Annotated in this window: 11 protein-coding genes; 6 read left to right on the top strand and 5 right to left on the bottom strand. The window is 43.9% G+C overall.

The window, feature by feature from the left end; translation table 11 throughout:
- Nucleotides 1-7: 7 nt before the first annotated feature.
- From BUB99_RS17005 to BUB99_RS16995, 3 genes are read right to left on the bottom strand one after another with little or no spacing between them, the layout of a single operon-like run.
- Nucleotides 8-799: a rhomboid family intramembrane serine protease gene (locus BUB99_RS17005; protein ID WP_073124541.1), complete on the bottom strand. Its 792-nt coding sequence runs from the start codon at nucleotides 797-799 to the stop codon at nucleotides 8-10.
- Entirely contained in the window at nucleotides 800-2,674 is a 1,875-nt protein-coding gene (gene mutL / locus BUB99_RS17000) for a DNA mismatch repair endonuclease MutL (protein WP_073124539.1), read from the bottom strand.
- The gene (locus tag BUB99_RS16995) at nucleotides 2,674-3,033 is read right to left on the bottom strand and encodes a hypothetical protein (RefSeq protein ID WP_073124538.1); all 360 of its coding nucleotides are present in this window, start codon (nucleotides 3,031-3,033) and stop codon (nucleotides 2,674-2,676) included. The genes mutL and BUB99_RS16995 overlap by 1 nt, the downstream gene beginning before the upstream one ends.
- A 174-nt stretch (nucleotides 3,034-3,207) precedes the next feature.
- On the opposite strand from BUB99_RS16995, the gene BUB99_RS16990 reads away from it, so the two are divergent.
- From BUB99_RS16990 to BUB99_RS16970, 5 genes are all read left to right on the top strand, one after another.
- Nucleotides 3,208-5,907, top strand: coding sequence for a serine hydrolase domain-containing protein (locus tag BUB99_RS16990; protein ID WP_073124536.1), 2,700 nt, complete (start codon nucleotides 3,208-3,210; stop codon nucleotides 5,905-5,907).
- Nucleotides 5,908-5,978: 71 nt separating this feature from the next.
- A complete protein-coding gene (gene bshA, locus BUB99_RS16985; RefSeq protein WP_073124535.1) occupies nucleotides 5,979-7,124 on the top strand; it encodes an N-acetyl-alpha-D-glucosaminyl L-malate synthase BshA in 1,146 nt (381 codons plus the stop codon).
- An 81-nt stretch (nucleotides 7,125-7,205) separates the two neighbouring features.
- A complete protein-coding gene (locus tag BUB99_RS16980) occupies nucleotides 7,206-7,811 on the top strand; it encodes a sterol desaturase family protein (protein WP_073124533.1) in 606 nt (201 codons plus the stop codon).
- Between the two features lie 329 nt (nucleotides 7,812-8,140).
- Nucleotides 8,141-9,244 carry a vWA domain-containing protein gene (locus tag BUB99_RS16975; RefSeq protein ID WP_073124531.1) on the top strand — a complete coding sequence of 368 codons (1,104 nt, stop codon included), beginning with the start codon at nucleotides 8,141-8,143 and terminating at the stop codon, nucleotides 9,242-9,244.
- Nucleotides 9,238-10,752, top strand: a complete 1,515-nt coding sequence (locus BUB99_RS16970) for a magnesium chelatase (protein WP_073124529.1) — start codon at nucleotides 9,238-9,240, stop codon at nucleotides 10,750-10,752. Before BUB99_RS16975 ends, BUB99_RS16970 begins: the two co-directional genes overlap by 7 nt.
- A 143-nt stretch (nucleotides 10,753-10,895) precedes the next feature.
- Here BUB99_RS16970 and sucD read toward each other — a convergent pair whose 3' ends face one another.
- The gene (gene sucD / locus BUB99_RS16965; RefSeq protein ID WP_073124527.1) at nucleotides 10,896-11,768 is read right to left on the bottom strand and encodes a succinate--CoA ligase subunit alpha; all 873 of its coding nucleotides are present in this window, start codon (nucleotides 11,766-11,768) and stop codon (nucleotides 10,896-10,898) included.
- Nucleotides 11,769-11,873: 105 nt separating this feature from the next.
- Entirely contained in the window at nucleotides 11,874-12,413 is a 540-nt protein-coding gene (locus tag BUB99_RS16960; protein ID WP_073124525.1) for a KdsC family phosphatase, read from the bottom strand.
- Nucleotides 12,414-12,586: 173 nt separating this feature from the next.
- Between BUB99_RS16960 and BUB99_RS16955 the strand changes: the two genes are divergently transcribed.
- Nucleotides 12,587-14,641: a M13 family metallopeptidase gene (locus BUB99_RS16955; protein WP_073124523.1), complete on the top strand. Its 2,055-nt coding sequence runs from the start codon at nucleotides 12,587-12,589 to the stop codon at nucleotides 14,639-14,641.
- The last annotated feature ends 189 nt before the right edge of the window (nucleotides 14,642-14,830 follow it).

The raw sequence follows: 14,830 nt of genomic DNA, 5'->3' as shown, positions 1-14,830 counted from the left end.
CTTTACTTTAATAAAAATCTCGGCCATTCCTAGCCCAGTATTTCAACAATATAAATGCGATCAACATCCCACTGAGGTGGGCAAGGTGGGCGACATTGTCTCCTCCGGTACGATTGATCTCCGAATATAGTTCATACGCTCCATAGAAAAATACCAAATATTTGGCTTTGATAGGGATCGGAGGAAACAGCAACATGAGTTCAGTATTAGGGAACAGCATCCCGAATGCCATGAGTATCCCAAAGACTGCACCCGACGCACCGACCATGGGGATGTTAGACATCTCATTGTAGATCTGGTTGACAATGCTCACTGCCTGGCTGGCGAAGGAGAGGTTGTCAGGGTTGTCGTAGTAAGTATCCGCAAAATCTCCGAGCTTGACCATGTCATAGCCATCTGCATAGTTATGAATATAGATGTAAAACTCCTCTGGGTTTGGATGATCGACGAACTGTTCGGTGTCTGTGCTAAAACGGCCCTTTTCTACCGTATCAGCTACGCCATAGAGGAGACCAGCTCCTATGCCCGTGATGAGATAGAATAACAAGAACTTCTTGGCACCCCAGACGCGCTCCAGCATAGGACCAAAAATCAGCACGGCGAACATGTTGCCAAACAAGTGCATGAAACTGGCGTGCAACCACATGTAGGTTACATACTGGAAGATGAAGAACCCATCTGAGAAGATGTAATGGACACCAAATAAGTGAGACAGGTTGAAATTAAGAAAAGAACCGATCAGAAATACCCCGATATTGATTATCAGGATGTTCTTCACCATAGGAGTTAGATTAAACATCTATTTGTACTTAAAAAATTCTACAATTTTTTCGAGCCCCAAGATAACAAAAGTCGGTGTACCATTGGGTGTATAGTTAGGCTGGCTGCAGGCAAACAAACGGTCTATGAGGGTTTTGAGTTCTAATGTCTCTTTGGAAATTTTGGTTCGACTCGCAGATCGTTTGGCCATGGCACGGGCGATACTCTCCTGGGTGTTGAGTGAGAGTTCGGATTTGTTGTACTTGAACTGCTCGATCAGTCCTTCGAACAGTTCTTTTTCGTTGATGTGCTGTACATCAGCGGGGACACCATTGATGGCGATGCTTTTGTCTCCGAATACTTCAAATTCAAAACCCAATGCCATGATTTCTTTTTCTAACTCCATCACGAGCGAAAAGTCAGCAGGGCTCAGATCTAGACTTACCGGAAAGAGACTTTTTTGCGTCATCCCTGTTTTGTTTTCTAGCGTCCCGAGATAGTTTTCGTAGAGGATGCGCTCATGTGCTAGGGTAGCATCCAGTATCATGACGCCTGATTTGACTTGCTTCATGACGTATTTTTCATGCATCAGTACAGGGTCAGATGTCCCTGAGGTCGGCGCATCATGGCTGGATGATAGGGTGGAAGCGATCTCCATCTGTACCTTTTCGCGAGGTTCGTCGGGGATGCTCTGGTCAAAGCCTGCCATTTCCTCTTGTCGGATTTCGGCAGGAGATAGAGAAGATTCGTTGATGGCACTCTCATAGAGGCTCTCCCATCGGACGGACTTTCCTTGTTTCTGATCCAAAGACTTGAAATTGCCATAGCCTGAATCTTTGTGTGTGGCACCCGATTCGAATCTTTGGGTGTGTACGGCGAAGTTTTCGAAGTTGACATCCGTCTCAAAGTCCAAAGAGGGCGTGACATTGTGTGCGCCTAGTGCCTGCTTGACGGCTGATTTGATGATGCCGTAGACGCTGCGCTCATCCTCGAATTTGATTTCGGTCTTGGTTGGGTGTACGTTGATATCGATGCGGGCTGGATCCATTTCGATGAAGAGTGTATAGAACGGATGCTGATCATCTTTGATTAAGCCTTCGTAGGCACCTTGCACCGCGTGGTTGAGGTAACTGCTCTTGATGAATCGGTTGTTGACGAAGAAGAATTGTTCGCCACGTGTCTTCTTAGCGTGTTCCGGTTTGCCGATATACCCCGTTACTTTAAACCACTCGGTCTCCTCTTGGCAGGTGATGAGCTGGGTTTGATAGTTTTTCCCAAAGAGGTGCACGATGCGCTGGCTAAGTTTCCCTGCGGGAGCATTGTAGACCTCTTTGTCGTTTTGGATCAAAGAAAAACCAATCTGTGGGTTCGCTAGTGATATCCGCTGAAACTCGTCAATGATGTGTCGCATCTCGACAGAGTTACTTTTGAGGAAGTTTCGTCTGGCGGGTACATTGTAGAACAGGTTTTTGACCGATAGTGTCGTGCCTTGGTTCATCGAGTCAGGGCCTTGGCTCTTGACTTCAGACGCTTCTATGATGATAGAGCTGCCTAGTTCTGCATCAGTTGTTTTGGTTTTGAGTTCTACGCGTGCGACTGCCGCGATAGAGGCTAAGGCTTCTCCCCTAAATCCCATGGTTAGGATATTGAATAGATCCTCTGATTTTCGGATTTTGGAAGTCGCATGTCGTTCGAAACTCATGCGAGCATCTGTTTCGCTCATGCCTTTGCCATCGTCGATGACTTGGATCAGGTTTTTGCCTGCGTCTGAGACGATGAGTTGTATTTTGGTACTGCCTGCATCCACGCTGTTTTCGAGTAGTTCTTTGACTACAGAGGCAGGGCGTTGGACGACTTCTCCAGCCGCTATTTGGTTGGCGATCGCATCAGGTAATAAGTGGATGATATCAGGCATTAATCTCTAGGCGCTTTTCGTTTTCTAAGGCGAAAATAGAAATATAATGGGGAGAGTAGTAGGAAAACATAGAATACATCATTGCCAAAAAACAACCAGCCAACCACGAGTGCAAATATGGCCATCGCCAGTCCGAGTTGGACGATAGAGGTCTGACCAGACCGACGTTCTCGCTTGCCGAAAGCGGCCGATATACTTGATTGATACTCGATAGATGAGCCCTCTTCTCCTTGTCGGTTGAGTCGCTCACGTGCCGCTTTCATCTTGCCTTCTATTTCTTCCTTGATCGGGTCATAATATCTAGGCTCGATGTGAAATCGACTGTATCTGGAGGTTTTGATGAATGACGGTATTTTCATAGTGAATTGAGGTATTCGTCGTTAAAAATATGTGGCATTGTTTATGTTATTCTCTAATTTATGATAGATTGTTATTTAAACAAAAATTCAATTTGTTGTCCACAACCCACCTCTCTTAGGTTCTTGCGCTTACCAGAGCAAAGTTACTTAGAATATAATTTATTACGTCGATACATGAAGCAGGTTGGTCTGATCGTTTTTCTTTTTTTAGGTCTCAGTATATGGGGATACGCCGCAGAGGTAGGGACATCTGCGGACAGGGATTCCTTGTATGTGACGTGGAACAAGACCAAATCAGCACTGCCAGTAGTCTATATGAACCTACCAAGGTTCGAGGATGCGCATGATCGTTCTGTGGTCATGAACCTGGCCCTGAACTATGGAATAGGTGCTATCTACATCAGTGACGGTGATAGAGCGCAAGTCAAAAAATGGATACAGGTTTTGGAAAGAGAGGCAGTGGTCGCTACACTCGTAGCAGCCAAAGCGAGTGGTGTATTCGAACTTCCCTTTGATGGACTGGGAGAGATGCCTGAGGATGAAATCGTATCTTGTTTGACAGACCTTGATTTGGTTCGTCAGCTGGCAGAGGCTAATGCTGCCACGCTCCAAGACATGGGGGTAGATGTATTGCACTATGATCAATTGCCAGTCTATTTTGATGATTTGGATGTACAAAAGACATTGTTGTATTGGTCTGTTTTGAAGGATAGTGGAGTGAGTTTGTCGTTTGGCAATGGCACGAGAGCTTTTGTTTCCAAGTACCGGGAACAGATAAATTGGGAAAATGTACTTTGGTTAGAGTCTGGTGCTGTGGCAGATCATGTCTTGACCAAGAAAAAGCCGAGCCGAGCGTTTAGGAAGCAAACGAAGTTTGAGGGGCTGGTCATCGAGTCGCTAGACCGAAAAAGCCTGGAGGATCATAAAAAGAACCAATGGAATAGAGGAGTCGATGTACTCTGGTCGACCGTGAACAATGGTAGCCCATACCTAGTCGAGCAATTGTTGCACAGTGAGGTGGCGAAGAAGAGTTATTTTAAAACTGCGGTTAAAAAGTACTACCAGCATTGGCATTCCATTCAATTAAAACCCAATACGATATACCCCACTACAGAACGGTTCTCTGATCGCATGATCTATGCTTTTAAATCCAAGGCTATCACCCTGATCAAAGACGAAGTAGGCTACTTCCCGATACAGAACCTCATGGGGTATCCGGTTTATTCTTTCTCATCCCATGAACACCAGTCAGTGATGGGGCACACGATGGATTTGTACAAGTCAGGCCAGCACTATTCGTTAGATGAGTTGTCGGCGTATTGTCCAGATAGTGCGGAGGTTAATATCCCTCTGCATAGTCATGTGATTGTAGACTTATCGAGTGTTTTTCGGGTTAGTGAGATCCAGTATTATGTATCGCTGATAGAGTCACTAGCGGACACTTACCAGATTGGAGTGATCTATCAGGGCCATTGGTCAAATCTGCGGTATCTCATGGGGTTAGAAACCTTGCTGTGGACGCCTGAACATGACAGTCAAAGCATGGAACTCATGGTGCAGGTGGCTTTTGGTGCTGTGGATGTTTCGGGAACTTTGCCTGCTTATTTGGGTAGCACATCAGAAAGGATGGGAGTATCTAAAAAGTCTTTGGGCAGGTTGCAGTACATGGATCCGGTACTGTTGGGGATTGACGTGAGAAAGCTTGATCAAATCGATAGTATTGTAGCGGAAGGAATCAAAGATCAGATGTTTCCGGGGTGTCAAATCATGATGGTCAAAGATGGTGCTGTTGTTTATCAAAAGTCTTTTGGTTATTTGACGTATGACAGCTTGGTGCCAGTAGCATGGGATCATATCTACGATATAGCCTCGATCACCAAGACGGCAGCTACTGTGCCGATGATCATGCAAGAGGTGGCACAGGGGCATTTGGATTTAAATGGTCGGTTGGGGGATTTCTCTGCGAGGTTTAGCGAAACGGATAAGTCCGATTTGATCGTCTCGGATATGCTGACGCATCAATCAGGCTTACGTTCTTATCTACCGTTTTGGAAGAATTCCGAATTCTTGATCGACAGTGCTGCGTTCTATTACAAAAAGGAGATCAAAAGAAAGAAATATGAATACATGTCGGTTAATTGGGAGGATTCTATCTCTACATGGATCGGTAGCTCGACCTACAATAGCCTGAAAAATCCAGACAACACGTACCGCTATCTATATAGTGATCTGGGTTTCATGATAATGAAAGATGCCGTGGAGGAGCGAGAGAAAATGGGGTTCGATAGATTGGTGGATAGCCTATTCTATAACCCGCTCTCTATGGACCACACTTCTTACAATCCTTTGCGCTATTTTTCGGCAGATCAAATCGCACCGACCGAACAGGATGATTCGTTTCGTCATGACCTACTGAGAGGTCAAGTACATGATCGCAATGCTGCCTTGCTTGGAGGTGTGAGTGGTCATGCGGGCTTGTTCTCCAATAGCAATGACCTAGCGAAGTACATGCAAATGATGATGCAAGGAGGTTACTATGGAGGTAAACAGTATTTTGATCCAGCTTTGGTACAATTATTTACAGAAAAAACGGATCCTAAATATAGTAGAGCCTTAGGATGGGATAAGCCACGTCAGGCAGTAGGAAACACCTCTAAATATGCCTCTGAACGATCATTTGGGCACTCAGGGTTTACAGGTACATTGGTTTGGGCTGATCCTGAAAACGACCTAGTCTATGTGTTTTTGTCCAACCGTGTCTATCCCGACCCTAATAATTACAAACTCATCAAGAGTAATACACGTACTAAGATTCACGATTTGATGTATGAGTCGATATTATCAGGACAGAAGGTTGTGAATCATCAGATGTAGAAGCATTTTTGGTGCTTAATATCGCAGACCGTGGAGGACGATACATCACGTACGGGACAAAATATAAATTTATGAAAATTGGAATAGTCTGTTACCCAACCTACGGTGGATCGGGTGTGGTAGCAACTGAATTAGGGAAGGCGCTGGCGCAAGAAGGTCATAAGGTTCATTTTATCACTTATTCACAGCCCACTCGATTAGATTTCTTCAATGAGAATCTGTTCTATCACGAAGTAGATATTAAACCTTACCCCTTGTTTCAATACCCGCCATACGAGATTGCATTAGCAAGCAAGATGGTGGATGTAGCCAAGCACGAAAAGCTTGATTTATTTCATGTACATTATGCAGTGCCACACGCTTCGGCGGCCTTTATGGCACGAGAGATTTTAAAAACTGAGGGGTACGATATTCCGTTCATTACCACTTTGCATGGTACAGATATTACCATCGTGGGCAAGGATGCATCTTTGGCTCCAGTAGTAACTTTCTCTATCAACCAGTCCAATGGTATCACTTCGGTCTCCGATGACTTAAGGCGGGATACATTGGAGCATTTCAACATCCAAAAGGATATCAAAGTGATACCTAACTTTATAGACCTCAAACGATTTAAAAAACAGAAGAAGGATCATTTCAAAAAAGCGATCTGCCAGAATGATGAAAAGCTCATCGTACACACGTCCAACTTTAGAAAGGTTAAACGTGTCGAAGATGTAATTAAGGTTTTTTGCAAAATTCGTGAAAAGATACCTGCTAAGTTGCTATTGGTGGGAGATGGTCCTGAGCGTACTCATATTGAGGCATTGGCACGAGATACGGTGTGCCAGGGTGATGATGTGCGTTTTCTGGGTAAGCTAGAGGCAGTGGAAGAAGTGCTGAGTGTCAGTGACTTGTTTCTGATGACCTCCGAGAAGGAGAGCTTTGGACTCGCAGCGTTAGAGGCGATGGCGTGTGAGGTGCCTCTGGTCAGTACAGATGCTGGAGGGTTGCCCGAACTCAACAAAGATGGCGATTCTGGGTATATCTGTAAAGTTGGAGATGTAGATGCCATGGCCGAAGCGGCACTAAAAATCCTAGACGATGCGAACCTTCCCGGTTTTAAGCAAAGAGCCTTGGCTAGAGCCAAAGTTTTTGATCTTAAAAACATACTTCCGATGTATGAAGAGTTTTATATTCAGACAGTTAAAGATTATAAGCAGGTTGTAGTATCTTAATTTGAGCGAAAAGGAAAAACTAGTTTGGATTAATTTCGTATTTGCTCATATATTTGATCAACACAACAATAATTCACCGAAATGCCTAAAACTTCTGGGAGTGGAAGGATTTTTAAAAATCCTGTTCTTGAGAAACTAACCCGAACACACATCGCAGCGCCTCTTGTCGCGTTTTCTGCAGTTTCTACTTATTTGCTTTATCAAGCAGTGGTCGCCAAAGGAATAGGGGGACTACAGGTATTGGTTTGGTTTTTGGGAGGCTTATTGCTCTATAGTCTGGTAGAGTATATCATGCATCGATTCGTATTTCACATGCCTGAGACGACCCCCGCTCGTAAGAAATTTGTCTATACAGCACATGGCGTGCATCATGATTTTCCAAGAGACAAAGATAGGCTAGCTATGCCTGTTCCTGTGAGCCTAGCACTCTCAGCGATATTGTTTTTTGTATTTCGTTTTGCAATGGGCGATTTCGTTTATGCCTTTTTGCCAGGGATATTGATGGGGTATGCTTCTTATCTCTGGGTACATTATATGGTTCATGCTTTTCAGCCCCCTAAGAATGCCTTTAAAATTTGGTGGGTGCATCATGGGATACATCACTACAAGCAGCCGCATAGAGCATTTGGTGTGAGTACACCGCTTTGGGATATTATTTTTGGTACTATGCCAGAGCAACAGAAATAAAAAAATCTACACCAAAGAAAAGCCCGCATATATCTGATACATGCGGGCTTTTCTTTGATTAGTTACTTATTCGTGTTTCTTTTTAGATCATCTATGTTGTCGGTTTTCTTCTTGGGTTTGCCCGCTTTCGGCTCTAAAAGTATCTTGAAAGTGTGATCTCGTACGAACATGACCAGGTCATGAACTAGTGAAGCAAATATGGGGCGTCTTCCGGCCATCTTGTTGGGATTGAAAAGGAAAGTTTAAGTTTTTTTTAAATTAATCAATAAATGCTAAAACCCTAAACAATAATATTAGTTTTATTGAAAGGGTCAGTTTAACTCACATATATGCAAGGATACCGTTTTACGGATTTTATACCGCCAGATAAGGAAAACCAAAGCACTTTTGATAGCTTGTGGAATATCTTTAGAGAGTTATTACTCATTACTTCGGGAGATCCAAATGAAGCTTTGAGCTGGTTGACTAACTTAGATAAGCAATACAACGTCTCGACGGAGAATTATGGGATTGGTGATTTTATCCAAGAACTAAAGGACAAAGGCTATCTAGATGATAAGCCTGGGGAAGGTAAATTGAAAATTACTGCCAAAACGGAGAGTGACTTTCGAAAGAGTGCATTGGAAGAAATCTTTGGGAAACTCCGTAAATCAGGACAGGGAAGTCATCAGGCTTTCGTCAATGGTCAGGGAGATGAAAAAGGCGTAGATATGCGTGAGTTTCAATTCGGGGATTCGCCTGACAATATAGCGATGACGGATAGCATTCGAAATGCACAGATTAACCATGGTTTTTCGGACTTTACGCTTACAGAAGATGATTTGGAAGTGGTGGATAACGAATACAAAACTCAGACATCTACCGTACTCATGATTGACATCAGTCACTCTATGATTCTCTATGGAGAGGATAGAATCACGCCTGCCAAGAAAGTTGCGATGGCCTTGTCCGAGTTGATCCTCAAAAAATACAAGAAGGATACACTAGATGTGATTGTGTTTGGTAACGATGCTTGGCGAATTGATATCAAGGATTTGCCATACCTCAGCGTAGGGCCTTATCATACCAATACCGTAGCGGGTCTCGAACTAGCGATGGATATTTTGCGAAAGCGTAAAAATCAAAACAAGCAAATCTTCATGATTACAGATGGTAAGCCCACCTGTATGAAAGTTGGGATTAAATACTACAAAAACAGTTTTGGGTTGGATCCCAAGATTATCAATAAAACCTTGAATTTAGCGGCGAGCTGTCGCAAATTAAATATACCTGTCACTACATTTATGATTGCGTCCGACCCATATCTCAAAGAGTTTGTGAGGGACTTTACTGCTGCAAATAATGGCAATGCCTATTACAGTGATTTGCAGGGATTGGGACATATAGTGTTTGAAGACTTTAAGAAAAATAGAAGGAAGAACTACAGATGGTAAAAGCATACGAAAAACTTGATCAAGATTCGAAATTGGCAATCAAGACCTTAGGGGAGTTAAAGAAGAGTGGTTATGAGGCGAGATCGATCAAAGACGAGTTGAGAGAGAACCTGATACAATCGATCAAGGATCAAGTCAATGTGTTTGAGGGGATTTTGGGGTATGATGACACGGTCATTCCTGATGTGGAGCGAGCGATTCTTTCCAAGCATAATATCAACCTGCTAGGACTCAGAGGGCAAGCCAAAACACGTATGGCTCGTCTGATGGTGAACTTGCTCGATGAGTATGTGCCAGTGGTGGAGGGGAGCGAACTCAATGATGATCCTTTGCGTCCATTGTCCAGTTTTGCCCACCAGTTGATCGAGGAAAAAGGAGATGGTACACCTGTGTCATGGTTGCACCGAGATGAGCGTTTCACAGAGAAGCTCGCTACGCCAGATGTGTCTATTGCGGATTTGATAGGCGACGTAGATCCTATCAAAGCAGCGGCACTCAAGTTGCCCTACTCGGACGAACGTGTGATACACTATGGTCTGGTGCCTAGATCGCATCGCTGTATTTTCGTGATCAACGAATTGCCTGATTTGCAACCGCGAATACAGGTAGCATTATTTAATATTCTACAAGAAGGAGATATTCAGATAAGAGGCTTTAAGCTAAGGCTTCCTTTAGAAATTCAGTTTGTGTTCACAGCTAACCCTGAGGACTACACCAATAGAGGGAGTATTGTGACACCGCTCAAAGACCGATTAGGGAGTCAGATCATCACGCATTACCCTAAATCCATACATACTGGTTTGAAAATCACAGAACAAGAAGCCAAATCTGCTAACCTAGAACATGTACAGGTCAATGAGATTGCGAAACTGCTCATAGAGCAAATAGCAGTAGAGGCGCGAACGAGCGAATATGTAGATGTCAACAGTGGTGTGTCAGCACGACTAACGATATCGTCTTACGAAAACTTGGTCTCTAGTATAGAGCGACGTTTGCTTCGCAACAATGAGAAAGAAGGGAGTGTGCGGATTACCGATTTTATTGGTGTGATCCCATCGATCACGGGCAAGATAGAACTGGTTTATGAGGGTGAACAAGAAGGTCCAGGTATCGTAGCGCACAACTTGATAGGCAAAGCCATCCGTACGTTGTTTACCGACTATTTTGAAGATCCAGATGAGGTACGTAAGAGTCGAGAGAAGGTCGATCCGTACAAGAAGATTGCAGAGTGGTTTGGTGAGGAGAATGTGATCGATGTACTGAATGACTACTCTGAAAAAAACTACCGAAAGGAACTGGATAAAGTGCCAGGTCTCGGTGATTTGGTTAAAAAACAGATCAAAGGACTCAAGGATGAGTCTCTTCGTTATTTCTTAATGGAATTTGTGCTGTTCGCATTGGTTGAGTACAGTTACCTGAGCAAGCATACTTTGGACAATGGGATGCGAATAGATGACCTGATTGGAAGTATGTTTTCCGGGTTTGAGGAAGACGAGGAGAATATATAGGTTCTGCTGAAAAACGCTTGTTTTCGGTTCCTAAACATCTTTTTGTTACTTTGACTCCAGTCTCCAAATAACAATTACATAGACACAAAAAAAGCCTCTGATTCGAATCAGAGGCTTTTTTTGTATCGTTGAGTTATCCGAGATTAACCAATAGCTTTTGCCATAGTCTCTCCGATATCTGCTGGGGAGTTCACTACGTGAAGACCACATTCTGCCATGATTTTCATCTTAGCTTCTGCAGTATCGTCGGCTCCACCGATGATGGCACCTGCGTGTCCCATTCTTTTTCCTTTTGGTGCAGTTTGTCCTGCGATGAATCCAACTACTGGCTTTGGATTGCCTTGTGCTTTGATCCATTGTGCAGCTTCTGCTTCGTAGTTACCACCGATCTCACCGATCATGACGATACCGTCAGTCTCTGGATCGTTCATTAGCATTTCTACAGCTTGTTTGGTAGAGGTTCCGATGATCGGATCACCACCGATACCGATAGCGGTAGAGATGCCGAGTCCTGCTTTTACGACCTGATCAGCCGCTTCGTAGGTCAAAGTCCCTGACTTGGATACGATACCGATTCTACCTGTTTTGAATACGAAACCAGGCATGATACCTACTTTAGCTTCTCCTGGTGTGATGACACCTGGGCAGTTAGGTCCGATCAAAGTCAAATCTTTTCCTGAGATGTATTCTTTGGCAGTGATCATGTCTTTCACTGGGATACCCTCTGTGATGGTGATGATTACTTTGATACCTGCATCAGCAGCTTCCATGATAGCATCAGCAGCGAATGCTGGTGGTACGAAAATGATGGATACGTTTGCGCCAGCTTGGTCTACAGCATCTTTGACCGTATTGAATACGGGTCTATCTAGGTGTGTTTGACCGCCTTTTCCAGGAGTTACTCCACCTACGACATTGCTACCGTATTCGATCATCTGAGAAGCGTGAAACGTGCCTTCAGTACCTGTGAAGCCTTGAACTATGATTTTAGAATCTTTATTTACTAATACACTCATTCGATTTCAATTTTGTGCAAAAATAGGATATTATATGTCTTAAACAAGCCGAATCGCCCTATAGATGGCAGCTAAATTTATTGGTTACAGTTTGGCGTTAAACCCCTACCTACTTTTATAGAAAGTAGGTACTTCAGCTTGTACTGTTTGTCCAGTTAGTCGCTGATAGGCGACTGCCATGTGTTGATCGATAAACTCACGTACACAGCCGTCTCCGCCATTGGATTTGAGGATCACATCTACGAAGGAGAGCACCTCATCAGATGAGTCTGCTGGACAGGCTGAGATACCGACTTTTTCCATAGCAGGGATGTCGTTGAGGTCATCACCGATAAAAGCAACTTGATCGTAAGTCAGACCGAGTTGGGTCAGCCACTGGGAGAGAATGATGTCTTTTTCTTCTTGTCCTGCATAGACATATTGTATGCCGAGCATCTGTGCACGAGCCTCTATAGCTGCTGCCGTAGAGCTGTGACTGATGATAGCAACTTCTATCCCTTGGCGAATGAGCATCTTGATGCCAAGGCCGTCTTTGGCGTTGAATTTTTTGAATTGGCTGCCATCATCCATGACATTGATACTGCCGTCAGTGAGCGTGCCATCTACATCCAGGACGAGCATTTTGATTTTGGAGGTATCTATCATGGAGGCAATAATAGGTCAAATCAACATAAGATTAGATATGCCCAAGGTGAGAACCTTGCTTTTCGATGTTAAATGTTCAGGGTACGAAATCAATAAATGACCATTCATGTATATTCTTTGGCGATTGAATGGTGAAGTGCTTTAAATTACTATTCTAACTCAAAATATGAAATATGAATACGCGAATCAATCACGTCTTATGTCTTTTCGTAGGACTTACGACAGCCTTACTCTCTTGTCAGCCGCAGGAGGAAGAGACCTCTGAGACCAAGCCGGCATTAAACCTTTCTTTTATCGATGAAAATACGCCTGTAGGGGATGATTTTTTTAGACATGCCAATGGGGTATGGCTGGACTCTACGGAGATACCATCAGATAGATCGGGATGGGGTAGTTTCCACGAGCTATTCGAGTACAACGAGGAGGTGTTAGAGTTTGTACTAGCACAAGCCACCAAAGGAGAAGTCTATTCAGCGAATAGTAACGAGATGAAAGCAGCGGGTTACTACGCCGCAGGGATGGATTCACTACAAATAGAGCAACTTGGCGCCAAGCCATTAGAAGGTATATTGGCTCAAATCAATGCGGTATCAGACACCCAAAGTATGCAGGATGTATTAGCTGTATTACACAGAAGAGGGGTCAATCCTTTTTATGGAGAGTACGTCGGGATCGATGACAAAAAATCTGATCAGTACCTGCTGTCAGTAGTACAATCTGGACTGGGGTTGCCAGACAGAGATTATTACTTCAGAGAAGATGCGAATGGTCAAGATATTATCACAGCTTATAAAGTCTATATGGCTCGATTGCTCACGCTAGTAGGTGAAGATTCTGCGGTTGCAGTAGACAAAGCCGAAGCTGTTTTGGCTTTGGAAACCAAACTCGCAACGGAATCCATGACCCGACTACAGCGTCGTGACTCGGAGTTGACTTACAACAAGATGACCATGGCAGAGTTTCAAGAGATGTGTGATTGGCTCGATTGGGCGAGCTTTTACGAAGCGATGAAAGCACCGAATGCGACTGATATCAATGTGAACCAGGTAGACTATATGAAAGCCCTGCCTGGTATAGTAGCTGACACGGAGTTAGAGACGGTGAAGGATTACATGAAGGTTAGGTTGATTAGCAGTAGTGCATCGTATCTGTCACATGATTTTGTGCAAGCAGGGTTTGATTTCTATAGCAAAAAGCTGTCAGGACAGGATGAAATGAGGCCGAGATTGAAACGTGTGATCAACGAAACCAATGGTGATTTGGGAGATGCCCTGAGCAAGCTATATGTCAATGAGGTTTTTCCTCCAGAGGCGAAAGAGAAATGTTTAGAGATGGTCAATAATATCAAAGCAGCCTTGCATGTGCGTATCGATAGCCTGGACTGGATGGGCGAGGAAACCAAAAAGGAAGCACATGAAAAACTAACGAAACTGAAAGTCAAAATAGGGTATCCTGATACTTGGGATGACTATAGCAATGTAGAGATTAGCAAGGATGGCTACCTAGAGAACCACTGGAATGCGGCGATCTTTAGCAATGACAAAAACCTCGGTCGCCTGGGGCAGCCTATCGATCAGGATGAGTGGCTGATGGCAGCCTCAGTGGTCAATGCCTACTACTACCCTCCAGCGAATGAGATCGTATTTCCAGCGGGAATTTTACAACCTCCATTCTACAACTATAAGGCTGATGATGCAGTCAACTATGGCGGGATAGGTTCGGTAATAGGACACGAGATTACGCACGGGTTTGATGATGAAGGGAGAAAGTACAACTCAAAAGGAGAACTCAGTGACTGGTGGACGGCCGAAGATGCAGCGCGTTTCGAGGCAAGAGCCGCAGTGCTAAAGGAGCAGTTCGATAAGCTGACGGTGCAGGATACACTCAATGTGAACGGACAGTTGACGCTAGGAGAGAATATTGCAGATCTTGGTGGAGTGAATATCGCCTATGATGCGTTGCAGATGCAATATGCAAAGAATGGTAGACCTGATTCGATCGATGGATTGTCACCAGAACAAAGGTTCTTTTTGTCATACGGTACCATCTGGAGATCAAAATACAAGCCGCAGTTAGAGCAGAGATTGCTGATACAAGATACACATGCACCAGCCAAACATAGAGTCAATGGACCATTATCGAATATGGAGATTTTCTATCAGGCATTTGATATTAAGGATGGAGATGTCCTCTACAAAAATGTAGACGAAAGAGCGCATATCTGGTAGGGGTAGTGGATGTCTCAATTTAGAAGGGACGGCTAAAATAATATAGAATGGCGTTGATTGCTGAGCAGTCAACGCCATTTTTTTATATTAGACTATTCGCTACAGATCTGGGATTTTTTCTCTCAGATAAGGACCTAGGATGGATATATCCGTTTAAATTCGAAAGAAATAAAAAACCTGTTTGAAGCC

It is taken from the genome of Reichenbachiella agariperforans, assembly GCF_900142205.1.
Taxonomy (GTDB): domain Bacteria; phylum Bacteroidota; class Bacteroidia; order Cytophagales; family Cyclobacteriaceae; genus Reichenbachiella; species Reichenbachiella agariperforans.
The sequence above is the reverse complement of the archived record's forward strand: the minus strand, read 5'-3'. Positions and strand labels throughout refer to the sequence as shown.

What these genes read in the sequence shown, in the direction of transcription:
- BUB99_RS17005 (WP_073124541.1), bottom strand. Translation starts at nt 799, where the DNA reads ATGTTTAATCTAACTCCTATGGTGAAGAACATCCTGATAATCAATATC.
- mutL (WP_073124539.1), bottom strand. Translation starts at nt 2,674, where the DNA reads ATGCCTGATATCATCCACTTATTACCTGATGCGATCGCCAACCAAATA.
- BUB99_RS16995 (WP_073124538.1), bottom strand. Translation starts at nt 3,033, where the DNA reads ATGAAAATACCGTCATTCATCAAAACCTCCAGATACAGTCGATTTCAC.
- BUB99_RS16990 (WP_073124536.1), top strand. Translation starts at nt 3,208, where the DNA reads ATGAAGCAGGTTGGTCTGATCGTTTTTCTTTTTTTAGGTCTCAGTATA.
- bshA (WP_073124535.1), top strand. Translation starts at nt 5,979, where the DNA reads ATGAAAATTGGAATAGTCTGTTACCCAACCTACGGTGGATCGGGTGTG.
- BUB99_RS16980 (WP_073124533.1), top strand. Translation starts at nt 7,206, where the DNA reads ATGCCTAAAACTTCTGGGAGTGGAAGGATTTTTAAAAATCCTGTTCTT.
- BUB99_RS16975 (WP_073124531.1), top strand. Translation starts at nt 8,141, where the DNA reads ATGCAAGGATACCGTTTTACGGATTTTATACCGCCAGATAAGGAAAAC.
- BUB99_RS16970 (WP_073124529.1), top strand. Translation starts at nt 9,238, where the DNA reads ATGGTAAAAGCATACGAAAAACTTGATCAAGATTCGAAATTGGCAATC.
- sucD (WP_073124527.1), bottom strand. Translation starts at nt 11,768, where the DNA reads ATGAGTGTATTAGTAAATAAAGATTCTAAAATCATAGTTCAAGGCTTC.
- BUB99_RS16960 (WP_073124525.1), bottom strand. Translation starts at nt 12,413, where the DNA reads ATGATAGATACCTCCAAAATCAAAATGCTCGTCCTGGATGTAGATGGC.
- BUB99_RS16955 (WP_073124523.1), top strand. Translation starts at nt 12,587, where the DNA reads ATGAATACGCGAATCAATCACGTCTTATGTCTTTTCGTAGGACTTACG.